Consider the following 22,450-nt stretch of genomic DNA (forward strand, 5'->3'; position numbering starts at 1 on the left):
CCTGAGTCACTGAGGTCGATATCACCGGTAACTTTCATGAGGCCACTATGAGTCAGGCATTAAAAAATCTGCTGGATCTGTTAGATCTGGAAAAAATTGAAGAAGGGCTGTTTCGTGGTCAAAGTGAAGATTTGGGTTTACGTCAGGTCTTTGGAGGTCAGGTAGTCGGGCAGGCATTGTATGCCGCCAAACAAACCGTGCCGGTTGACCGTGGGATCCACTCCTTCCACAGCTATTTCCTGCGTCCGGGCGACAGCAGCAAACCGATTATCTATGACGTGGAAATCTTGCGCGACGGCAACAGCTTCAGCGCCCGCCGCGTGAAAGCCGTTCAGCACGGTAAGCCAATTTTCTATATGACGGCCTCGTTCCAGAGTCAGGAAAGCGGTTTTGAACATCAGAACACCATGCCGGACGTGCCGCCGCCGGAAACGCTGGTCTCAGAATCAGAGATTGCTAAAAATCTGGCTCATCTGATCCCGGAAAAATTCCGCGAAAAATTCATCGGCCATAAGCCGATTGAAATGCGTCCGGTGAAATTCCACAACCCGCTGAAAGGCAGTAAAGAAGAGCCACACCGTGCAGTCTGGTTCCGTGCCAATGGCGATATGCCCGATGATTTGCGGATCCATCAATATTTGCTGGGCTATGCGTCGGATTTCAACTTCCTGCCAACGGCGCTGCAACCGCACGGTATCGGGTTCCTTGAACCCGGCATGCAGGTCGCGACCATTGACCACTCGATGTGGTTCCACCGCCCTTTCCGCATGGATGACTGGCTGTTGTACGCCGTGGAAAGTACGTCTGCTTCGGGCGCGCGCGGATTTGTGCGTGGTCAGTTCTATACCCGTGATGGCGTGCTGGTCGCCTCAACGGTGCAGGAAGGCGTCATCCGCCAGCGAACGCCTGAATAACACCGGACACTCGCTGAATAAGGCGCATTAAAAAGGGGCGATATCAATATCGCCCCTTTTGCATATCATCATTATTTTATTGTTTTTAACGGCTTAGTAAGAGAATTAGCGCACTACTTTCTCTGAAATCTTATGACTGCCGGATTACTGGTTATACGCGTTTTCGCCGTGGCTGTTAACGTCCAGACCTTCGCGCTCTTGTTCTTCCGGAACACGCAGACCGACGATCATGTCAGCCACTTTGTAGCCGATGAAGGCCACAACGCCAGACCACACCAGAGTCACGCACACGCTGAAGAACTGAACCCAGACCTGATGGCCCATTGTCACGCCTTCTGCGTAGCCTACGCCGCCCAGTGAGCTGGAAGTGAACACACCCGTCAGCAGACAACCTACGATACCGCACACGCCATGCACACCGAACACGTCACAGGTGTCATCCACACGCAGCCATTTTTTCAGGGTAACCACACCCCACAGGCCAGTCACACCGCCAACCAGACCGATGATCAGAGCACCACCCACACCGACCGTACCACATGCCGGGGTGATAGCCACCAGACCCGCGATAGCACCGGAGCTTGCGCCTAACAGTGACGGCTTACCACGAACCATCCACTCAACCAGTGTCCAGGACAGGATTGCGCCAGCAGTTGCAATCACAGTGTTCAGGAACGCCAGCGCGGCAATGGAACTTGCTGCACTTGCAGAGCCGGCGTTAAAGCCGAACCAGCCGACATACAGGATAGCGGCACCCGTGAAGACCATTGGCAGGTTGTGGGGTTTGAAGGCTTCTTTACCGAAACCGGCACGTTTACCCAGCAGGTAAGCACCGACCAGACCCGCGATTGCCGCGTTGATATGAACAACCGTACCGCCCGCAAAGTCCAGCGCGCCGTCAGCGGCCAGGAAACCACCGGCCCATACCATGTGTGCCATCGGGATGTAGGAGAAGGTCAGCCAGATCACAGTGAAAATCAGTACTGCCGAGAAGCGGACACGTTCAGCGATGCCACCCACGATCAGTGCCACTGTGATACAGGCAAACGAGCACTGGAATGCAACGTGGATCATCTGGGAGAAGGTGCCGGTGACAGAATCCAGGCCGATGCCTTTCATCATGACGTTACCGAAACCGCCGAAGAAGGCGTTACCTTCGCTGAATGCCAGGCTGTAACCGTAGAGGATCCACAGTACGCAGACCAGTGCAAAGGTGACAATAACCTGTGTCAGCATGGATAAAACGTTTTTAGAACGCAGCAAACCGCCGTAGAACAACGCCACGCCAGGCACGGTCATAAACAATACCAGCGCGGTACAAATCATCATAAAGGCGTTATCAGCGCCGTTGGCGGCGGCTGGTGCTGCTGCCATGGCAAGCGAAGGCAGCAATGCGACTGCGCCAAGCCCCATCATGGATAAAAGTTTTTTCATTATTAACCCACCCCTGTTTCTCAAAACTGTTTTTTCTAATCTGATTTATCTCAAACCGAATGGCTGGAGAGATAAAAGCCTGAAATTACAGTGCTGCTTCGTCGGTTTCACCAGTACGAATACGGATAACACGTTGCAATTCAGCAACGAAAATTTTGCCATCGCCGATCTTGCCGGTGTAGGCCGCTTTGCTGATCACGTCGATCACTTCATCAAGCTGATCGTCAGCGATAGCAATGTCGATTTTTACTTTTGGAAGAAAATTCACGCTGTATTCCGCGCCACGGTAAAGTTCGGCGTGACCTTTCTGACGGCCAAAACCTTTAACTTCCGTTACGGTCAGCCCCTGAATTCCAACAGCAGACAGCGCTTCACGCACGTCTTCCAGCTTAAAAGGTTTGATCACCACAGTAACCAGCTTCATTTTGCCACTCCTCGAATTAAGGGCTTGCCGCGAGAGGATTCGCGCCCGATACCGAATGGTTAAAGCAAAGGGTGTGCCAGAGTTGAAATTCCACAGAGATTCATGCCATTCCCGCGCAATACGGCATTTTCAGAATAATCGTGACCCGGCGCACAGTTGCCGCGCCATATTCAGGGTTGCAGTACACGCACCATTAAAGTGCTTATCGCTGCTTTTTAGTGCAATAAGATCGGAGGACGTCTTTGGGGTGCATGAATAAGGTGCGCGAGGGAGTAAATGCGGGAAAAGAATACTTCTGCTGAAAGAGGGCTGGCGTAATGTGGACACTACGCCAGCGGGTGGTCAGGCATTTTCCGTTGCAGATATAATCTGACCGCCGGAAGCCAGTTCCTGTCCGGCAAGTTGCAACTGATACATCTGATAATACCGGCCTTTTTCTGCCAGCAACTGCAGATGGTTACCCTGCTCCACGGATTGCCCGCGGTGCAATACCAAAATATTATCCGCATCAACAATCGTCGATAACCGGTGAGCAATCACCACCAATGTAGTTTGCTGACGAATTGCCCGTAATGCACGCTGGATCGCCTGCTCTGTTCCCGAATCTATATTGGCCGTTGCCTCGTCAAGGATCAGAATTTCCGGTGCCTGCACCAAAACGCGCGCCATCGCCAGTAATTGCTTCTGCCCGACAGACAGATTATTGCCCTGCTCACCGAGTCGCGTATTCAGCCCTTCCGGCATTTCTCGTACCAGCGGCGAAAGCTGCACAATGTCCAGCGCGTGCCAGACCTGTGCCTCATCAATATCACGGCCTAAGGTCACATTGGCGAATACCGACTCCGCAAGAACAACAGGATCCTGCTGAACCATCGCAATCCCTTTTCGCAGACTGGTATGCGACAGATCCGCGAGGTTGCGACCATCGACCCTGATCTCGCCTTTATTGAGCGGGTAATAGCCCATCAGCAGATTCGCCAGCGTACTTTTGCCACTGCCGGTGTGCCCGACCAGTGCCACAAATCCACGCGAAGGGACATGCAGGGAAATGTTTTCCAGCACCCATTTATCCGGGCGATAGGCAAAACTGACGTCGCGAATATCAATCTCGCCGCTGGTCAGTAATTTGTCATCCGGCCCGTATTGCTGCTGGGTTCTGTCCATCAGGTCAAAGATACGCTCACCCGCCACAACGGCCTGTTGCATAATCGACTGCTGCGATGTCAGTTCTATCAGCGGTTCGTTAAGCCTGCCAAGGTAGTTAATGAAAGCGTACAACACCCCGACACCGACTGACCCTTCAGCACTGAATCCAAACAACAGCAACAACCCGCAGAGAATCAGCGAAGAAAACAGGCTGAGCAAAGGACGCAGCAGAAAGCCTTCCAGACGTAGCGTTTGCATACGCGCCAGATAATGAGACTGACTGGCGCGGGCAAGCCGTTCACCAAACCGTTTCTGCTGACGGAATTGCTGAATTACATTCATGCCGTTGATGACTTCGTTGAAACCATCATTAATATCCGCCAGATACGCACGCACCTTGCGAACCACCGGCGTACTGTAAATCTGATATAACCCCATCACGACAAACACCGCCGGGAAGATGCAAATTGCGACCGACGCCAGCCGCCAGTCAAGGCTGAACATCGCCACCAGCATCGCGCCGATCAGGGCAATGCTGCGCAAAACCGTCGACACCACGGTCACATACAAGTCACGGATCACTTCCGTGTCGTTGGTCACGCGGGAAATAAGCTGGCCGACGGGCTGGGTATCAAAGGCGCTTAACGGCTGACGTAATGCCGCATCCATGACATCCGTACGCAGACGCTGGACCACGCCCACCGCTGCACGGTTGAACAAAAGCGCCTGAAAATAGTGCAGACTGGCCGCCAGAAACTGCAGGAAGATAAAACTCAGCGCGAGCAGGCTGACTTTACCCCACGGCATTTCGCCTTTGGCGACATAATGATCAATGAAGAAACTGATCAGAATAGGCCCGGTCACTTCGGCAGCCGCTGCGACCCATAGCATCAGTACCGCAAAAGATAATGGCCTGCTGTAAGGTTTTCCGTATTTCAAAAGACGTTTCAGCGTGGGCCAAAGCTTCTGAATTTTATTAGTTTTCTGTTCAGCCACGAGGTTCCGGCTCCTTTTCCTGCGGCACATCATCCAGCGCGGCTTCTAACTGCTGATAACGGAACATGTCACGGTACCAGCCCGGCTTCGCAGCAAGCTGGTCATGATTGCCACGCTGCGAAATACTTCCCTGCCTGAAAACCAGAATTTCACTGGCTTCGGTCAGGGCAGACAGGCGATGCGCACTGATGATCACTGTCCGGTCACTGCCCCACTGGCGCAGGTTATGCAGGATCTGGTGTTCAGTACGCCCATCGACGGCGGATAAGGCATCATCCAGGATCAGGATTTCCGCTTTCAACAACAGCGCCCGCGCAATCGAAATACGTTGCTTCTGACCGCCGGAAAGCATGACGCCCCGCTCACCGACCTCCGTTTCGTAACCCTGCGGTAAACGCAAAATGTCTTCATGAACACTGGCAAGACGTGCCGCTTCTTCAATTTCTTCCTGCGTGGCCTCCGGCCTTCCGAGCGCAATATTCTGCGCCACGGTGTCAGAGAACAGGAACGGCGTCTGGCTGACCACTGCCAGCCGGGCGCGCCAGTCATCGAGGCGGATCTCTTTCAGGGACAGCCCGTGATAACGCACTTCGCCTTCGGTCATATCAAACTGGCGCTGCAGCAGAGCCAGCAAAGTACTTTTACCGGAACCCGTCGGGCCGCATAACCCCAGCATTTGCCCCGGTTGCAGGGAAAAGGCAACCGAGGTTAACGCTGCGTGACGGTTCTCCGGATAATGGAAACCGGTGATATCCGCGTCGAGTACCGCGCGCCCCGCCGGTAGTGGTGTGGTGCCGTCCGCGACGGCCGGCGCTTCCTGTAACAGGCTGCGGATACGACTGTAAGCCGCGCTGCCACGTTCCACGATGTTAAACATCCAGGCAAGGGCCAGCATCGGCCAGATCATCAGGCCAAGGTACATCACGAAACTGGTGAGTTCACCGAGGGTCAGGTGGCCGTTGACCACCATCCAGCTACCGCCGCCAATGGCCAACAGGTTTGCCATGCCGATGGACACATAAATTGTCGGATCGAAACGCGCATCAACGCGGGCGACCCGCATGTTTTTCGCACCGGTATCTGCGGCCACATCAGCAAATTGCGATGACTGGTGATTTTCCAGACCAAAAGCTTTGATCATGCGGATGCTGGTCAGGCTTTCCTGCGCCTGATCGTTGAGTGACGAAAACGCCGCCTGCGCGGTTTTGAAGCGGGAATGCAACTGGTCGCCATAACGCTTGATGATGATGGCCATCACCGGCATCGGCACCAGTGACAGTAAGGTCAGTTCCCAGCTGATTTGCGTTGCCATGACGATCAGTACCGCCAGCCCCATAACCAGAGAATCGACCAGCGTCAGCACGCCCTCACCGGCCGCAAACACCACGCGATCCACGTCATTGGTGGCACGGGCGATCAAATCGCCGGTACGATGGCGCAGATAAAAAGCGGGATGCTGGCGGCTCAGCTGACGGAAAAAATCCTGCCGCAGTTCGACCGCAAGCTGATAAGACGCCCCGAATAACAGCACGCGCCAGACGTAACGCAGCAGATAGACGACAACGGCCGTGCCGATCATCAGACCGAGCCATGCAAAAAGCACGCGGTAAGACATTTGTTTTGACGTTACGCCGTCAATAATGACGCCTACCAGTTTCGGGGGCAGCAATTGCAGAACGGCGATAATGATCAGTAAGGCTACAGCACCCAGATACCGGCGCCATTCGCGTCGGAAGTACCAGCCTAATTGTGCAAACAATCTCACGCAGCGTTTTCCATACCAAAATTCATGATTTTATTGAGTTAAACGGGCATCTGAATGGCCCGTTTACTCTTCAGGATGACAAGGATACCAGACTTAACCGGCGTTTCTGATGAAACTTTTTACTGCAACTTTTGCATTAAATCGGCAATGCAGTGGTCGATTTAATGCGTTCCATCGCAAAACTGGAGGTCACATCGTTCAGTCCCGGAATGCCGTTCACAAGTCGCTTGTAAAAGTTATCGTAGCTTTTCATATCGGAGACCTGTACCTGGAGCAAATAATCGTACTCCCCTGCCATCCGGTAGAAACCCAGCACCTCCGGAAAGGCTTCGACCTGCTGAACAAATCGCTGATACCACTCGCTGTTGTGGTGTTGCGTTTTAATCAGGACGAATGCGGTCAGGCTCAACCCCAGTTTTTCCCCATCAAGTAATGCCACCTTTCCGCAAATAATGCCGTCATCTTCCAGACGCTTAATGCGTTTCCAGCAAGGCGTGGTGGTGAGGTTGACAGCCTCGGCCAGTTCATTGAGCGACAGCGTGCAGTCTTGCTGCAGCAGGGATAACAGTTTGAGGTCAGTTTTATCTACCATCAGGCACTCCGGGAGAAAATAATGCTACGAAAGCGGCATCTCATGGGCTAAAGAGTAACTTATTTCTCTGGTGATTACGTTATTCTTACTCTCATCAAAACACTTTCATGAGCCTGCAACATGCGCAATGCCTGGGTTACCCACGCGATTAAAGAAATCGACGCTGATTTTCAACGTTCTGCCGATACACATTTGATTCGTCTCGCGCTGAACGACTTCCCGGGGATTTCGTTGTATCTGAAGGATGAAAGCACTCATCCTTCCGGCAGCCTGAAACACCGTCTTGCGCGCTCACTGTTTTTATATGGCCTGTGTAACGGCTGGATCCGCGAAAATACGCCGATCATTGAAGCCTCTTCGGGCAGCACCGCGATCTCTGAAGCCTATTTCGCACGTCTGCTTGGCCTGCCTTTTATTGCTGTGATGCCTTCCTGCACCGCGCCACGCAAAATTCAGCAAATTGAGTTTTACGGCGGCCGCTGTCATTTTGTCGAAAACTCCGGCCAAATCTATGCCGCTTCAGAACAGCTCGCCAGAGAACTAAACGGTCATTATATGGATCAGTTTACGTATGCTGAGCGTGCCACCGACTGGCGCGGAAACAACAATATTGCCGACAGTATTTTCCGTCAGATGTCTCGCGAGCCACATCCTGTACCGCGTTATCTGGTGATGAGCGCCGGTACCGGTGGAACCTCTGCGACACTCGGACGTTACATCCGCTATCTGGGGCACGATACTGAACTGGTGGTGGTAGATCCGGAAAACTCGGTCTTTTACGAATACTATCAGCAACGTAATGCCAGCGTCACCGCGCAGTGCAGCAGCCGGATAGAGGGCATTGGCCGTCCGCGCGCCGAACCTTCATTTATCCCGGACGTCATCGACAGCATGATGCAGGTGCCTGATGCGGCCAGTGTCGCGACCGTTCGCTGGCTTGAGCAGGTGCTGGGCCGCAAAGTCGGCGGCTCCACGGGTACCAATATGTGGGGAGCGTTACAGCTGGCAAAACAAATGCGTGAGAAAGGCGAAACCGGTTCGATCGTTACCCTGCTTTGCGACAGCGGCGAACGGTATCTGAATACCTATTTTGACGACACCTGGGTGGCGAACAATATCGGGGATATTTCGGGTTACGCTGCACAACTGGAAGGACTTAACTAATATTTTTCGAAAATAATTCGAGTTGCAGGCAGGCGGCAAGTTTGTGAATCCCGATGAGCTTACATGATTAAGTGATTCGGGTGAGCAAACGCAGCCAGCGCATCAGCAGCTTGAAGTATGACGGAAAAAAGCCGGGACAGAATGGCCCGGCTTGCTGCAATACCTTTTATTCGGGGGAATAGGTGAGGTGTGGAGTGTGCAGCCAGTGTTGCAAAAAGTGAGACACAGCCTGATTGCGGCAATGTCCGATAATTTGTAGATGCGCCGACTGGGCTTTTAAGGCCGGTAAGGCGTTGCCCATAATCAGCCCCATCCCGACCCCTTCCAGCATTTCTTTGTCATTCATCGCATCACCGAATGCCATGCATTCGGCCATCTCTATCCCGAGACCTGCGGTTAGAAGCGCCAGTGCGCTGCCTTTATTACTGCCTGCGGGCTGAACATCCAAACAATCTGCCGCTGAAAAACACAAATCAAGCCGCGGGCCGAAGTGCGCTTCAAGCTGAGGCACCAGCGCCAGCAGGGTTTCGTGAGGAGCGCAGAAACAAACTTTGCTGTTCCCCGAATCCGGCAATAAACGCAGATCCTGCAACTGATAGCGGAAGCCACTGAACTGATGCGGGATTAGCAAATCCGGGTCGTCGAGGGCGGTGAACCAGCCATCATCGCGGAAGACATGCAGGCTTGCAGGCGTATCCCAGACGGTATGCAGAAGTTCATGCGCGCAATCTTCCGATAAATCACTGGCATGCAGCCGGTTGCCTGACAAATCATGAATACGTGTGCCGTTACCGGTGATCAGAAAACCATCCAGCCCGATATTCGCCAGAATATCTTTCATTTCGAGATAATGACGGCCCGTCGCAAAGGTCAGTTTCACCGGCTTTTCCGCCAGCTGTCTCAGCGTCGCCAGCGTTTTTTCGCCCAATGTGTGATCAGGTAAAAGCAGTGTGCCATCCATATCAAATGCAGCTAAACGGAACATATTTTCTCTCTGAGCAGGGGTGTTTTTCACGTTCAAAGTATGGACTGCTATTTGCGGAACTAATAGTGAACAGTTTATGAATACTGTTCCGGTTTTAGATCACACTTTCAGATTCACCTTCAGCCAGCGCGCCAGACGTAAGATATGCTGAACGGATTAATCCATCCGCAAAATGAGGTTCCGTATTTACCGTGCGTCTGCAAAACCGGCTCAATCAGTTTCAGCGTCTCTACCTGAAAACCGGACAACTTCCGGCGCAGTTTACCGTGGCAGAACTGGCGGAGATTTTCTGCTGCAGTGAACGTCATACCCGCACCTTGCTGTCTCATTTTCAGGATGCGGGCTGGATAGACTGGCAGTCGCAGGCTGGCCGGGGAAAACGTGCGTCACTTTGCTGCCTGAAAGCGCCGGAAGAATTACGGGGCGCCTATCTGCAGGATTTGCTCAACCACGGGGAACACTCTGCCGCATTACAGCTGAGTCAGTTGGATCCGTCACATCTGAATGCCCTGCTTTCTCCCCATCTTGGCGGGCAATGGCAGGAGGATGCCCCTACGCTGCGCATCCCTTATTACCGCCCGCTCCAGTCATTGGATCCGCTGGCGCTGACCGGCCGCGCCGAGCAGCATCTGGCGCACACCATTCATGCCGGTCTGACACGTTTTGTTCCGGGGAACCAGACCCCTCAGCCGGATCTGGCTCATCACTGGCAAATCAGTAATAACGGCAAAACCTGGCAGTTTTTTCTGCGCAGTCAGCTGTTCTGGCATAACGGCGAACCCTTGAAAACAGCACAACTGATGACCCGTTTTCAACAGTTGCGGGATTTCCCGCGGGCTAAGCACAATCTGGCGTCAGTGATCAAAATATCTCAGCCGCATGCGCTATGCCTGCAATTTGATCTTGATAAACCAGACTACTGGCTGGCGCACCGCTTTGCCGATCTCAATTGTCTGCTTTCTCATCCTGATGATCCGCATATTGGCGCGGGGCCGTTCCGGCTGACGACGTTTTCCCCTGAACTGGTCAGGCTCGAACAGCACACGCTGTACGCGTTGCAGCATCCTTATCTGACGGCCATTGAGTTTTGGATCACGCCGCAACTGTTTGCGCAGAAGAATAACGTCAGCTGCCAGCATCCGGTGAGGATCATTCTGGGTGAGCAGGAAGAATTATCGCGGGTGAAGCCGGTCAGACGCAGCACCAGTCTGGGATTTTGCTATATCGCCGCCAACCTGAAACGCGGTGTTTTAAACGCCTCTCAGGCGCAAAAAATTGTCCGCTTAATCCAGCGCAGCGGCATGCTGGATAATTTACCCATCGATCATGATCTGGTGAAAGCCAGCAAGGAGATGCTGCCGGGCTGGCCGATCCCCTTACATGACGATGCTGATGTTCCGTTACCACAAAAACTGAGACTGCTGTTTCATCCGCCGGTTGAATTTGAACTGGTGGCACAAGCGCTGCAGGAAAAACTGGCAGAAGAAGGCTGCGTACTCGAGGTGGTTTACCATGCCGGACGCCTTTGGGAAGACGGCGAATTGCTGGGGTCCGCTGATCTGCTGCTTGGCGATCGTCTGATTGGTGAATCTCCGGAAGCCACACTGGAAAACTGGCTGCAACAGGATCCGCTCTGGCCGGGGATCCTGGGCGAAAAAGAGCATACCCGTCTGCAAAAACGGCTGACCCGTATTCAGCAAATTCCGCAGGAGAACCGCCGGTCGGACGAACTGCGCGAACATTTCTATCAGTGGATGCAATCCGCCATCGTCACTCCTCTGTTTAACTATCAGTATCAGGTCAGCGCACCGCCGCGCATCAGCGGTGTACAACTCACTGCCTGGGGCTGGTTTGATTTCTGTCAGGCATGGGTTCCTCCTCCCCTGCAAACGGAAAGTGCCTGAAGAGCTGTTTCACTACACTCTGGCGATAAAGGAAAGTACCATTAGGGCAGTTTTGCTGCCCTGAGCGCAGTGGATTTCAGTCAATGGTTTTACACAACAGGTAATCAGAATGAAAAGAGCAGTGGTGGTTTTTAGCGGCGGACAAGACTCAACAACCTGTCTGATTCAGGCTCTGAAGCAGTATGACGAAGTCCACTGTGTCACTTTCGATTATGGTCAGCGCCACCGTGCAGAAATTGACATCGCCCAAACGTTGTCAGTGAAACTGGGCGCGCGTGCCCATAAAGTACTGGATGTCGGGTTGCTAAACGAACTGGCGGTCAGCAGCCTGACCCGCGATAACATTCCTGTTCCTAATTTCGGCGACGAAAATAATGGCGGTCTGCCAAGCACGTTCGTTCCCGGCCGTAATATTCTGTTCCTGACACTGGCGGCTATCTATGCTTATCAGATCCAGGCAGAAGCGGTGATCACCGGTGTCTGTGAAACAGATTTCTCCGGCTATCCGGATTGTCGCGATGAATTCGTCAAGGCGCTGAATACGGCGGTTTCACTGGGTCTGGCGCGTGATGTTCGTTTCGAAACGCCGCTCATGTGGCTGAATAAAGCCGAGACCTGGGCACTGGCCGATTATTACCAGCAACTGGATTTGGTTCGTCATCAAACGCTGACCTGCTACAACGGCATTGCCGGTGATGGTTGTGGCGAATGTGCAGCCTGTCATTTACGCGCCAATGGTCTGCAACAGTATCAACAGGATAAAACGGGCGTAATGGCCAGCCTGAAGAAGAAAACCGGACTGCGCTGATTACCCCCTTCTGAAGTCAGTGACGGGCGGCTAACACTCCGCCCGTTTTATTCTCTGTGCGCGAAAACATTAATCGTTTTCCAGTTCCAGTTCGCGTAACCGCTCCAGCAATTCTCCCTCCAGCGGCAGTGCTTTTTGTGTACGCAAATCAATACACACGAACGTCAGCGTCGCATCGGCGACCACATCGCCTTCACAGGTAACGACCTGTTCCAGCACACCGCTGCGCCCGTTTAACTGTTGCAGGCTGCTGTCGATGCGCAACACATCGCCCAGCACGGCCGGCTTGCGGTAATTGATATTGATATTCACCACAATGAAAGCAATCTTGTTCTGGCTCATCCACTGGAAACCTGACTGATTATCGAGCCATTCCCAGCGCGCTGTTTCAAGAAACTCCAGATAACGCGCGTTGTTAACGTGCTGATATACATCGATGTGGAAACCGCGAACTTTAATGAACGTATGCATAATCGTTAAAAAACTCCTGATAATCGTCTGAGGCATACAACCAAACTGGTCAGATGTCTTTAGAGATTAGCAGAAGAAAACGGCGGCAACCGTTAAGGGATCACCGCCGCGACATCCGTCACAATTTCAGACGGTCCTTGTTACGTTCAAACAGTGCCGCGCCAATTCCCGGCACTTCCCGCAGCTGTTCGATGTCGGTAAATTGCCCCAGTTCTTCACGGTAGCTGACAATGGCCTGCGCCTTTTTCATGCCGACGCCGTTCATGACTTGGGCAAATTCCTCGGCCGTGGCGGTATTAACACTGACCGTACCTTCATCAGTCGCCACCGGCTGTTCCTTTTTCACTTGCGGACCGGCCACTTTGCTGGCCGTTGTCGCCGGCGCAGCCGTCGTGGTTGCCACGGTACTGCTCGCATTCGGTGCCGCCTGCAACATAACCGGCAGAGTAGAAAGTCCCAGCGCGAGAGCCAGTGAGAGTGAAGTAATGCCTAATTTTTTCATGCTGTATCCTCCATGTGTTTGACAGCACGGAGAGAGTGCATCAGGCAGAAAAAGCGAACAATGGGCAACTTTCAGATATGGAAAAGGCCGCGAAAGCGGCCTTTTGTTTGTTGCAACGCGTTGCAAAACTTTGCGGCGTTTACTGGTTTTGTGCAGCAGAACCGTATTTGATTTTCGCTTCCTGACGCAGGTTGGTCAGCAGCGCATCAAAGGTCACATTCGAGGAGGTCTGTTGCATCTCCTGATTGAAACGTGCGGCATCGGCTTCAGGAATGACACCCGGCGTCACGGCGTTCAGTTTGACCAGCATACTGTTACCTTTGTCGTCCTGAGTCAGACCATACACCGGTTTATCTTTCTGCGGGTGCGGCAGTGCGTAGACGTTTTCTTCGAATGCAGAAGGCTGCTGGCTGCGTTGCACTTTCTGCACGTCGCCAAAGGTCAGACCGGCGGCTTTCATGGCCTCGTCGCCTTTACCTTCTTTCAGCGCGGTCAGCAATTTCTCACCGTCCATACGCGCCTGATCCTGTGCCTTGCGGTTTTTCACCAGCGTCGTCACCTGATCCTTCACGTCAGCGAAAGGTTTAACGCCTTCGGCTTTATGTGCATCCACACGAACGACAAACGCACGATCACCATCCACAGTGATGATGTCGGAGTTGCTGCCCGGAGAACCTTCCTGACCAATCAGCCCCCCTTCAAAAATCGCCTGCACAACCGGTTTAAAGTTGATTGCTGCCGGGATTTGATTCTGTGAGAACCAGTCAGTGTGCACCGCTTTCGTACCGGCTACGTCTTCGGCAGTTGCCAGAGATTCGTTGTCATTGGTCGCGGCTTCGCTGACTTTCTGTTGCAACGCGTAGTACGCATCCAGTGACTTCTCTTGCTTAAGCTTGTCAGTGATCGCGTTGCGAACATCAGCTAACGGTTTGACCTGCTCAGGCGTCACGTCATCAAGACGCAGGATGAAGAAACCGCTGTCAGACTTAATCACACCGGAAACCTGACCTTTGGTGGTCAGATTAGCGTTTTTGAATTCTGGCAACGTCGTCTCAGGTTCCATCCAGCCCAGATCACCGCCCTGCTTCGCACTCAGCGTATCGGTCGATTTGGTTTTGGCCAGTTCAGCAAAGTCGGTTCCTTTTTTCAGCTCGGCAACCACGGCGTCAGCATCGGCCTGAGATTTCAGGACGATCACGCTGTAGCGACGGCGTTCAGGCTGGCCGAACTCGCTTTTATGCTGGTCGTAATACGCGCTGATATCCGCATCAGTCACCTCAGTTTTGCCCTGCATCGCCGCCGCATCCATTTCGATGTAGCTGACTTTCACCTGTTCAGGCGTGAGGAAACTGTTTTTGTTCTGGTCGTAGAAGGCCTGCAATTCAGCATCCGTTACCTGCTGTTTAGCGGCTAACGCTGCGGTATCCAGCGTGGCTGTCTGCACGTCACGGCTTTGCAGGATCAACGCACCCAGTGATTTGCTTTCCACTGGCAGAACGAAATCAGACTGGCCGTAGGCTTGCTCAAGCTGCTGACTGATTAGCTGCTGCTTCATTAACTGCGCAAAATTATCGGCGGTGTAACCCATACCCTGGATACTTTGCAGATATTTGGTGTTATCGAAACGACCATCAGTCTGGAATTGAGGGGTGGCAAAAATCGCGTCTTTGATCTGCTGATCGCTGACGGTGATGCCTAATTTTTTGGAATACTGATCCAGCAAAGTGACGTCAATCAGGTTGCTCAGGGATTCCTGGCGTAACTGCTGCATATAGCCTTCGCTGCCCGCCAGCGCAGAGAATTGATCTCCAAGCTGCTGCTGCAACCGGCTGCGCTGGTTTTGCACTGCCTGTTCCAGCTGAGCACGTCCTATTTCCTGACCATTCACTTTCGCTGCATAGTCGCCTGAACCGCCGATCAGGTAGTTGCCCACCCCTGTCAAAATAAAGGACAGAATAATCAGGGCCAGAATGATTTTGAGCACGACGTGATTGGCGGCCGCGCGTAAATTGTCCATCATAGTGTGGCAACACTCCGCTGTAATAAAAAAAGCGCACCGTTTTCGATGCGCCTTGTATCTTACCTTACCAGCCCGATGACGTCAGGTTATTGTTTAACAACCAGACCTGAGTGAGAAAGCATCAGTGATGCCTGTCACACAGTTTCGACGTCAGTCTGCGGGTAATTAACCGTTAACGGCATCTTTCAGCGCTTTACCTGCACGGAAGCCAGGTACTTTAGCCGCTGCAATACTGATTTCTTTGCCGGTCTGTGGGTTACGACCGGTACGTGCTGAACGCTCACGCACGGAGAAAGTACCGAAACCAACCAGAGCTACTTCATCCCCCGCTTTCAGGGTGTCAGTGACAGATGCAAGAACAGCATCTAAAACACGTCCCGCTGCGGCTTTAGAAATATCAGCACCGGCAGCAATTTTGTCGATCAATTGTGACTTATTCACTCTTATCATCCCCTCTTAAAATTCGTTCATCACGGCGCATTTTCCCTACGGACGTGACCGCGCTGCTGTTATATCAATCTTGTCAGGGCGATGCAAGCGACTGAAAGCAGCCTGAAACCCTCTGACCGTTGACTAACTTAACGGCACAAAAAAAAGCTGGCAAGTGAGATTTCACCTGCCAGCCTGAGTTTTATTCAACTGTGTAAGCTGAAGTCACTATTTTGCCGCCACCGGCAACGCGCCGTAAGCCGGATTTTGCAATGCGATGTTCAAAACATCATCAATGCGTTTAACCGGGTGGATCTCCAGATCAGCCAGCACGTTTGCCGGAATCTCTTCCAGATCACGTTTGTTGTCGTCCGGGATCAGAACCACTTTGATGCCACCACGATGGGCCGCCAGCAGTTTTTCCTTCAGACCACCAATGGGCAGAACCAGACCACGCAGCGTGATTTCACCGGTCATCGCGACATCAGCACGCACCGGGTTACCGGTCAGACAAGACACCAGCGCCGTACACATGGCGATACCCGCACTCGGACCATCTTTCGGCGTTGCCCCTTCCGGTACGTGAACGTGAATATCACGTTTTTCGTAGAAGTCAGGGTTGATGCCCAGTTTGTCCGCACGTGAACGTACCACGGTCAGTGCAGCCTGAATGGATTCCTGCATCACTTCACCCAACGATCCGGTGTAAGTCAGCTTACCTTTGCCCGGTACGCAGGCCGTTTCGATGGTCAGCAATTCACCGCCCACTTCGGTCCACGCCAGACCAGTGACCTGGCCCACACGGTTTTCGGTATCGGCACGGCCATAATCGACCTTCTGCACGCCGAGGAAATCTTTCAGGTTGTCGCCGTTGATTTCAATGTGCTTGATGTCTTTATCCATCAGCAATTGTTTGACTGCTTTTCGGCAAAGTTTAGACAACTCACGTTCTAAACTACGCACACCCGCTTCACGGGTATAGAAACGGATAATGCCGATAATCGCGCTGTCATCAACGGTCAGTTCGTTCTTCTTGAGCGCATTGCGTTCAAGCTGTTTCGGCAACAGATGCTGTTTGGCGATGTTCAGTTTTTCGTCTTCGGTATAACCGGAAAGACGGATCACTTCCATACGGTCCAGCAACGGCGCCGGGATGTTCATCGAGTTCGAGGTCGCCACAAACATCACATCTGACAGATCGTAATCGACTTCCAGATAGTGATCGTTGAACGCCACGTTCTGTTCCGGATCCAGCACTTCCAGCAGAGCAGAAGCCGGATCACCGCGCATATCCGATGACATCTTGTCGATTTCATCGAGCAGGAACAGCGGGTTTTTCACCCCGACTTTGGCCATTTTCTGGATCAGTTTGCCTGGCATGGAACCGATGTAGGTACGACGGTGACCGCGGATTTCCGCTTCATCACGTACGCCACCCAGCGCCATACGCACATACTGACGGCCCGTCGCCCGTGCGATTGACTGACCCAGTGAGGTTTTACCCACACCCGGAGGCCCGACCAGACACAGGATTGGCCCTTTAATTTTGCTGACGCGGCTCTGCACGGCGAGGTATTCCAGAATGCGGTCTTTGACACGCTCCAGACCGTAATGGTCGGTATCCAGAACTTCCTGTGCTTTGCGCAGGTCCTTTTTCACTTTGCTGCGGGCATTCCACGGCACCTGAAGCATCCAGTCGATATAACCACGAACAACCGTGGCCTCGGCGGACATCGGCGACATCATTTTCAGCTTTTGCAGCTCAGCTTCGGTTTTTTCACGCGCATCTTTCGGCATTTTGGCCGCTTCGATTTTGCGTTTCAGCGCCTCATGCTCGTCAGGCGTATCGTCCATCTCGCCCAGTTCTTTCTGAATCGCTTTCATTTGCTCATTCAGATAGTACTCGCGCTGGCTTTTTTCCATCTGTTTTTTGACACGATTACGAATGCGTTTCTCAACCTGTAACAGGTCGATTTCCGATTCCATCATCGCCATCAGATATTCCAGACGCTCGGTGATATCAAACATTTCCAGCACGGATTGTTTGTCAGCGAGTTTCAATGGCATATGCGCGGCAATGGTGTCAGCCAGACGTGCAGCATCTTCAATGCTGTTCAGGGACGTCAGCACTTCCGGCGGGATTTTTTTGTTCAGTTTGATGTAGCCTTCAAACTGATTAATCGCCGTACGCACCAGAACTTCCTGCTCGCGTTCATCCACGGCCGGAGATTCAAGGTATTCCGCCTGGGCAGCAAAATGCTCGCCACTGTCGGAAAGTGTCGTAATGCGCGCGCGTTGTAACCCTTCCACCAGCACTTTGACCGTGCCGTCCGGGAGCTTCAGCATTTGTAATATTGAGGCAACCGTACCCACGGAGAAGAGATCATTAACGCCCGGCTCATCTGTTGAGGCTTCTTTCTGCGCCACCAGCATGATTTTTTTGTCGTGATCCATCGCGGCTTCGAGGCACCGAATCGATTTTTCCCTGCCAACAAACAACGGGATCACCATGTGCGGATAAACCACCACATCGCGCAGAGGCAATACGGGGATTTCTATGCGTTCAGAACGCTCAGGGTTCATAGAGCTCTCTCTTAGTTTAGCTTCCGCCAGGTTAAGGAAATCTCGTGAAACACGAGTCAGACGGGTTTCAGCAAGTCGTTAACTGAGTATATGGGGATGAATGTCTGACATTCAACGATAAGAATGTGCGAAAAAAAAATGGGGGACTAAATCCCCCATTTCGTGGCTAACTCTCTGGATAGATTGGCTAATTATTCGCCAGATGCCTGTTGAGCTTCCGGTTTGCCATAAATCATCAGAGGTTCTGACTGACCCGCAATCACGGATTCATCAATTACCACTTTCTCGACATCTTCGAGAGACGGCAGATCATACATCGTGTCCAGCAATGCGGCTTCTACGATCGAACGCAGACCACGGGCACCGGTTTTACGGACCATGGCTTTTTTGGCGATCGCCGTCAGCGCTTCATCACGGAATTCCAGTTCAACGCCTTCCAGATTGAACAATGCCTGATATTGCTTAGTCAGGGCATTTTTCGGCTCTTTCAGAATTTGAATCAGTGCTTCTTCGTTCAGTTCACTCAGGGTCGCGACCACTGGCAGACGACCGATGAACTCAGGGATCAGACCAAACTTGATCAAATCTTCTGGCTCAGCTTGCGCAAGTAACTGACCTTCCGTCGCTTTCTGCTCTTTGCCTTTCACTTCAGCACCGAAACCGATGCCGGTATTCGTGTTGATACGCTGACCAATCACTTTATCCAGACCGGCAAACGCGCCGCCACAGATAAACAGGATTTTCGACGTATCAACCTGCAGGAATTCCTGCTGCGGGTGCTTACGTCCACCTTGCGGAGGAACGGCAGCCACGGTGCCTTCAATCAGTTTCAGCAGCGCCTGCTGGACACCTTCACCGGACACATCACGGGTGATCGATGGGTTGTCAGACTTGCGGGAAATCTTGTCGATTTCATCAATGTAAACAATACCGCGTTGCGCTTTCTGAACGTCGTAATCACATTTCTGCAGCAGTTTCTGAATGATGTTTTCAACGTCTTCACCCACATAACCGGCTTCGGTCAGCGTGGTGGCATCGGCCATCGTGAAGGGCACATCCAGGAAACGCGCCAGGGTTTCAGCCAGCAGCGTTTTACCGCTACCGGTCGGCCCGATCAGCAGAATGTTGCTCTTGCCTAATTCGATACCGTTGCTGGTATCGCCATTACGCAGGCGCTTGTAGTGGTTGTAGACCGCCACGGCCAGCACTTTCTTCGCCGGTTCCTGACCGATAACATAATCGTCAAGGTGCTGACGAATTTCATGCGGCGTCGGTAAGGCACTGCGTTCACGGTGTGGCGCGACTTCTTTGATCTCTTCGCGAATAATGTCATTACATAAGTCGACACATTCATCGCAGATATACACTGACGGCCCGGCAATCAGCTTACGCACTTCATGCTGGCTTTTGCCGCAAAAAGAGCAGTACAGCAGCTTTCCTGAACCGTCTTTGCGCTTATCTGTCATCAGTAAACCTCTTCTCTAGTATCAGTCCCGCAGCGTAACAATAACACCACGGCACGACCATATTACACAACAGCCGCATGGTTGGCTGATGTCTGTTCATTCCTGTTATTACTCATTGCTGGCAGAGCCATCAGGATCCAGGCTCTGCCTCTGAGACGTCCGTATGAGTATAACTATAGACCATCAGCCCGGCAGAAATAAGCCGTCAGGCGCGATGGGTAAATACGGAGTCCACTAAACCGTACTGTACAGCCTCATCAGCAGACAGGAAACGGTCGCGCTCAGTGTCACGCTCTATTTCTTCAAGAGTTTTGCCCGTATGTTTCGCCATCAACTCATTCATACGAGATTTCACTTTCAGGATTTCTTTGGCGTGGATCTCAATATCCGTCGCCTGCCCCTGGAAACCACCCAGTGGCTGGTGGATCATCACCCGTGAATTCGGCAGACAGAAGCGTTTGCCTTCTGCGCCAGCGGTCAACAGGAATGCCCCCATTGAACATGCCTGCCCCATACAAATGGTGCTGACATCCGGTTTGATGAACTGCATGGTGTCGTAAATCGACATCCCGGCAGTGATCACGCCACCTGGTGAGTTGATGTACAGGTAAATGTCTTTTTCCGGGCTCTCTGCTTCCAGGAACAGCATCTGGGCAACAATCAGGTTAGCCATATGGTCTTCAACCTGGCCGGTCAGGAAGATGATACGTTCCTTAAGCAGACGGGAGAAGATGTCGTATGAACGCTCGCCCCGTGAAGTTTGCTCAACCACCATGGGTACCAACGCCATGTTTGGTGCAAATTGCTCTCTTTCACCACTGTATGACATAACCGTCTCCTAATAGATTCTGTTTGGCGCTCTTTAAAACCGATTCTACTTGAGATAGGCACACATGACTATGCTCAAGCGGCCAAGTCGCCATTTACACGCCTGACGGTCTTTATCAGTCAGATTTTAACTACAAATTTACCTGGGATCGTTCTTATCAATTGGGGGATTTAGCCCCCTTTTTCAAGCCTGCAGGGATATTTCTTTTTCATACACTCCCCAAAATAGCGAGATACGCCATATTGAGGGGGTCAGTGAACGGTTTCTACGTGGGCTGTGCCTTATAGTGATAAATATAGTGCAAAAACAACAGCCAAAAACAAAAAATACCTGATTTTCAGGAAATAAAAAGCCCGCAGTAAAAACTGCGGGCTTGGGAAGCAAACCTGTAAACAGGTTCAGCAACGTGCAAATCAATTATGCAGGTTGAGTCTGGTTCATCAGTTCAGTAAAGGTCGTGGCTTTTTCAGTCACTTTTGCTTTAGACAACAGAGTTTCGACCGCTTGTTCTTCCAGCGCGACGTTACGCATGTTGTTCATCAGCTCTTTATTTTTGCTGTAGAACTCAACAACTTCCTGTGGATCTTCGTACGCAGAAGCCATTTCTTCGATCAGCGCTTTAACGCGATCTTCATCAGCTTTCAGTTCGTGCTGGCTGATCACTTCACCCAGCAGCAGACCTACAACGACGCGACGTTTAGCTTGCTCTTCGAACAATTCGCGTGGCAGTTCCAGCGCTTGTTTTTCGTTGCCGCCAAAACGTTGTGCAGCCTGACGACGCAGCACATCAATTTCGCCGTCGATCAGTGCAGATGGCACGTCGATTTCGTTAGCGCTGACCAGACCGTCGATAGCCTGAGTTTTGATGCGGTTACGAACAGCACCTTTCAGTTCGCGCTCCATGTTTTTACGCACTTCAGCACGCAGACCTTCAACAGACCCATCAGCCACGCCGAAACGTTTGATGAATTCAGGTGTCAGTTCTGGCAGTTCACGCACTTCAACTTTCTTCAAAGTAATCGCGAACTTAGCCGCTTTACCTTTCAGATTTTCAGCGTGGTAATCTTCAGGGAAGTTTACGTCGATGGTGAATTCTTCACCGGCTTTGTGACCGACCAGACCTTCTTCGAAGCCTGGGATCATGCGGCCCTGGCCCATAGCCAGTACGAAATCAGAGGCTTTACCGCCTTCGAATTCTTCACCGTCGATAGAACCGGAGAAATCAACGGTCACGCGATCTTCAGCAGTCGCTGCAGCGTCAGTTTCTTTCCAGTCAGCTTGTTGCTTACGCAGAGTTTCCAGCATGGTATCAACATCAGCGTCGTTCACTTCAACGACAGGTTTTTCAACTTCGATGTTTTCCAGATCTTTCAGCTCAACTTCCGGGTACACTTCAAATTCTACGGAGAAGTTGAAGTCTTCACCCTGCTTGTACTCACCCGGGATGTAGTTAGGTGCGCCAGCTGGATTGATTTTTTCTTTGATGATCGCATCAACGAAATTGCGTTGCATCAGATCACCCAGTACGTCCTGACGTACTGACGCGCCGTAACGCTGTTCGATGATGTGGCTTGGTACTTTGCCTTTACGGAAGCCGTCAATACGTACTTTTTTAGAGACGTTGATCAGTTCACTGCTCACTGCTTTTTCAATGCTTTCAGCAGGAACAGTAATCGTTACGCGGCGCCCAAGGCCTTGAGTGGTTTCAACAGAAACTTGCATCTTGTTACCTCAAAAAAAAATCACAGTGCTCGGTCAACTCCAGAAGTCGTTCTCAAGATGAGCGCAAACTTACCTTGAAAACGACTTCTAAGAACCGGGACAGTTCTGTATCAGAACGTAGCCCTGTATTCGAGAGCGTCCGAAACCATTCCGGAAAAATTAGACGCGACATTATAGCGGCGCATGGGCATTGAGTCGAGGACGGTATCTGTTGCGCGGGAGGAAACTCACACGGGACTCGATCCTTCGAAAAATGCGGCCATTCAGAGGCATAAACCTCTTACCGTCAGTCCGTC

At 52.1% G+C, this 22,450-nt stretch carries 18 protein-coding genes; 4 read left to right on the forward strand and 14 right to left on the reverse strand.

Features of this window, described 5'->3' with window-relative positions:
• The first annotated feature begins 47 nt into the window (after nt 1-47).
• Entirely contained in the window at nt 48-914 is an 867-nt protein-coding gene (tesB, locus tag J9880_RS02430; protein ID WP_095924965.1) for an acyl-CoA thioesterase II, read from the forward strand.
• A 144-nt stretch (nt 915-1,058) separates the two neighbouring features.
• Here tesB and amtB read toward each other — a convergent pair whose 3' ends face one another.
• From amtB to J9880_RS02455, 5 genes are all read right to left on the reverse strand, one after another.
• Complete coding sequence (gene amtB / locus J9880_RS02435) at nt 1,059-2,348, reverse strand: ammonium transporter AmtB (protein ID WP_095924964.1); 1,290 nt, start codon at nt 2,346-2,348, stop codon at nt 1,059-1,061.
• 85 nt (nt 2,349-2,433) lie between these two features.
• On the reverse strand, nt 2,434-2,772 hold the full coding sequence (glnK, locus tag J9880_RS02440; RefSeq protein WP_009639071.1) for a P-II family nitrogen regulator: 339 nt from the start codon (nt 2,770-2,772) through the stop codon (nt 2,434-2,436).
• Between the two features lie 342 nt (nt 2,773-3,114).
• Complete coding sequence (locus tag J9880_RS02445) at nt 3,115-4,947, reverse strand: SmdB family multidrug efflux ABC transporter permease/ATP-binding protein (RefSeq protein WP_131693505.1); 1,833 nt, start codon at nt 4,945-4,947, stop codon at nt 3,115-3,117.
• Nucleotides 4,907-6,679: a SmdA family multidrug ABC transporter permease/ATP-binding protein gene (locus tag J9880_RS02450; protein WP_232770036.1), complete on the reverse strand. Its 1,773-nt coding sequence runs from the start codon at nt 6,677-6,679 to the stop codon at nt 4,907-4,909. Before J9880_RS02450 ends, J9880_RS02445 begins: the two co-directional genes overlap by 41 nt.
• Nucleotides 6,680-6,815: 136 nt before the next feature.
• Entirely contained in the window at nt 6,816-7,271 is a 456-nt protein-coding gene (locus J9880_RS02455) for an Lrp/AsnC family transcriptional regulator (RefSeq protein ID WP_095924961.1), read from the reverse strand.
• A gap of 120 nt (nt 7,272-7,391) precedes the next feature.
• On the opposite strand from J9880_RS02455, the gene J9880_RS02460 reads away from it, so the two are divergent.
• Nucleotides 7,392-8,435: a PLP-dependent cysteine synthase family protein gene (locus J9880_RS02460; RefSeq protein ID WP_131693507.1), complete on the forward strand. Its 1,044-nt coding sequence runs from the start codon at nt 7,392-7,394 to the stop codon at nt 8,433-8,435.
• 166 nt (nt 8,436-8,601) lie between these two features.
• Here J9880_RS02460 and cof read toward each other — a convergent pair whose 3' ends face one another.
• Nucleotides 8,602-9,420, reverse strand: a complete 819-nt coding sequence (gene cof / locus J9880_RS02465) for an HMP-PP phosphatase (protein ID WP_131693508.1) — start codon at nt 9,418-9,420, stop codon at nt 8,602-8,604.
• A 191-nt stretch (nt 9,421-9,611) separates the two neighbouring features.
• On the opposite strand from cof, the gene J9880_RS02470 reads away from it, so the two are divergent.
• Nucleotides 9,612-11,324 (forward strand): SgrR family transcriptional regulator, encoded by a 1,713-nt coding sequence (locus J9880_RS02470; protein WP_131693509.1) that lies wholly within the window; start codon nt 9,612-9,614, stop codon nt 11,322-11,324.
• A 109-nt stretch (nt 11,325-11,433) separates the two neighbouring features.
• Complete coding sequence (gene queC, locus J9880_RS02475) at nt 11,434-12,132, forward strand: 7-cyano-7-deazaguanine synthase QueC (RefSeq protein WP_095924957.1); 699 nt, start codon at nt 11,434-11,436, stop codon at nt 12,130-12,132.
• Nucleotides 12,133-12,201: 69 nt separating this feature from the next.
• Here queC and J9880_RS02480 read toward each other — a convergent pair whose 3' ends face one another.
• The 8 genes from J9880_RS02480 to tig all read right to left on the reverse strand — a co-directional run bounded on the left by J9880_RS02480 (nt 12,202) and on the right by tig (nt 22,154).
• Nucleotides 12,202-12,603, reverse strand: coding sequence for a YbgC/FadM family acyl-CoA thioesterase (locus J9880_RS02480; RefSeq protein ID WP_013576634.1), 402 nt, complete (start codon nt 12,601-12,603; stop codon nt 12,202-12,204).
• 118 nt (nt 12,604-12,721) lie between these two features.
• Entirely contained in the window at nt 12,722-13,105 is a 384-nt protein-coding gene (locus tag J9880_RS02485; protein ID WP_095924956.1) for a ComEA family DNA-binding protein, read from the reverse strand.
• Nucleotides 13,106-13,244: 139 nt separating this feature from the next.
• Nucleotides 13,245-15,125, reverse strand: coding sequence for a peptidylprolyl isomerase (ppiD, locus tag J9880_RS02490; protein ID WP_095924955.1), 1,881 nt, complete (start codon nt 15,123-15,125; stop codon nt 13,245-13,247).
• A 165-nt stretch (nt 15,126-15,290) separates the two neighbouring features.
• A complete protein-coding gene (gene hupB, locus J9880_RS02495) occupies nt 15,291-15,566 on the reverse strand; it encodes a nucleoid-associated protein HU-beta (RefSeq protein ID WP_013576637.1) in 276 nt (91 codons plus the stop codon).
• A 216-nt stretch (nt 15,567-15,782) separates the two neighbouring features.
• Nucleotides 15,783-18,137, reverse strand: a complete 2,355-nt coding sequence (gene lon, locus J9880_RS02500) for an endopeptidase La (protein WP_095924954.1) — start codon at nt 18,135-18,137, stop codon at nt 15,783-15,785.
• Between the two features lie 191 nt (nt 18,138-18,328).
• Nucleotides 18,329-19,603 carry an ATP-dependent protease ATP-binding subunit ClpX gene (gene clpX, locus J9880_RS02505; RefSeq protein ID WP_095924953.1) on the reverse strand — a complete coding sequence of 425 codons (1,275 nt, stop codon included), beginning with the start codon at nt 19,601-19,603 and terminating at the stop codon, nt 18,329-18,331.
• 205 nt (nt 19,604-19,808) lie between these two features.
• Nucleotides 19,809-20,432 carry an ATP-dependent Clp endopeptidase proteolytic subunit ClpP gene (gene clpP / locus J9880_RS02510; RefSeq protein WP_056771081.1) on the reverse strand — a complete coding sequence of 208 codons (624 nt, stop codon included), beginning with the start codon at nt 20,430-20,432 and terminating at the stop codon, nt 19,809-19,811.
• Nucleotides 20,433-20,849: 417 nt separating this feature from the next.
• Nucleotides 20,850-22,154: a trigger factor gene (gene tig / locus J9880_RS02515; protein ID WP_095924952.1), complete on the reverse strand. Its 1,305-nt coding sequence runs from the start codon at nt 22,152-22,154 to the stop codon at nt 20,850-20,852.
• Between the last annotated feature and the right edge of the window lie 296 nt (nt 22,155-22,450).

Source organism: Rahnella victoriana, from assembly GCF_021276285.1.
GTDB lineage: Bacteria > Pseudomonadota > Gammaproteobacteria > Enterobacterales > Enterobacteriaceae > Rahnella > Rahnella victoriana.

Bases quoted from the DNA above. Each gene is read 5' to 3' on its own strand.
- clpP (WP_056771081.1), bottom strand. From the start codon at position 20,432: ATGTCATACAGTGGTGAAAGAGAGCAATTTGCACCAAACATGGCGTTG.
- tesB (WP_095924965.1), top strand. From the start codon at position 48: ATGAGTCAGGCATTAAAAAATCTGCTGGATCTGTTAGATCTGGAAAAA.
- J9880_RS02455 (WP_095924961.1), bottom strand. From the start codon at position 7,271: ATGGTAGATAAAACTGACCTCAAACTGTTATCCCTGCTGCAGCAAGAC.
- queC (WP_095924957.1), top strand. From the start codon at position 11,434: ATGAAAAGAGCAGTGGTGGTTTTTAGCGGCGGACAAGACTCAACAACC.
- cof (WP_131693508.1), bottom strand. From the start codon at position 9,420: ATGTTCCGTTTAGCTGCATTTGATATGGATGGCACACTGCTTTTACCT.
- J9880_RS02485 (WP_095924956.1), bottom strand. From the start codon at position 13,105: ATGAAAAAATTAGGCATTACTTCACTCTCACTGGCTCTCGCGCTGGGA.
- J9880_RS02480 (WP_013576634.1), bottom strand. From the start codon at position 12,603: ATGCATACGTTCATTAAAGTTCGCGGTTTCCACATCGATGTATATCAG.
- J9880_RS02445 (WP_131693505.1), bottom strand. From the start codon at position 4,947: ATGATGTGCCGCAGGAAAAGGAGCCGGAACCTCGTGGCTGAACAGAAA.
- amtB (WP_095924964.1), bottom strand. From the start codon at position 2,348: ATGAAAAAACTTTTATCCATGATGGGGCTTGGCGCAGTCGCATTGCTG.
- clpX (WP_095924953.1), bottom strand. From the start codon at position 19,603: ATGACAGATAAGCGCAAAGACGGTTCAGGAAAGCTGCTGTACTGCTCT.
- lon (WP_095924954.1), bottom strand. From the start codon at position 18,137: ATGAACCCTGAGCGTTCTGAACGCATAGAAATCCCCGTATTGCCTCTG.
- ppiD (WP_095924955.1), bottom strand. From the start codon at position 15,125: ATGATGGACAATTTACGCGCGGCCGCCAATCACGTCGTGCTCAAAATC.
- glnK (WP_009639071.1), bottom strand. From the start codon at position 2,772: ATGAAGCTGGTTACTGTGGTGATCAAACCTTTTAAGCTGGAAGACGTG.
- J9880_RS02460 (WP_131693507.1), top strand. From the start codon at position 7,392: ATGCGCAATGCCTGGGTTACCCACGCGATTAAAGAAATCGACGCTGAT.
- tig (WP_095924952.1), bottom strand. From the start codon at position 22,154: ATGCAAGTTTCTGTTGAAACCACTCAAGGCCTTGGGCGCCGCGTAACG.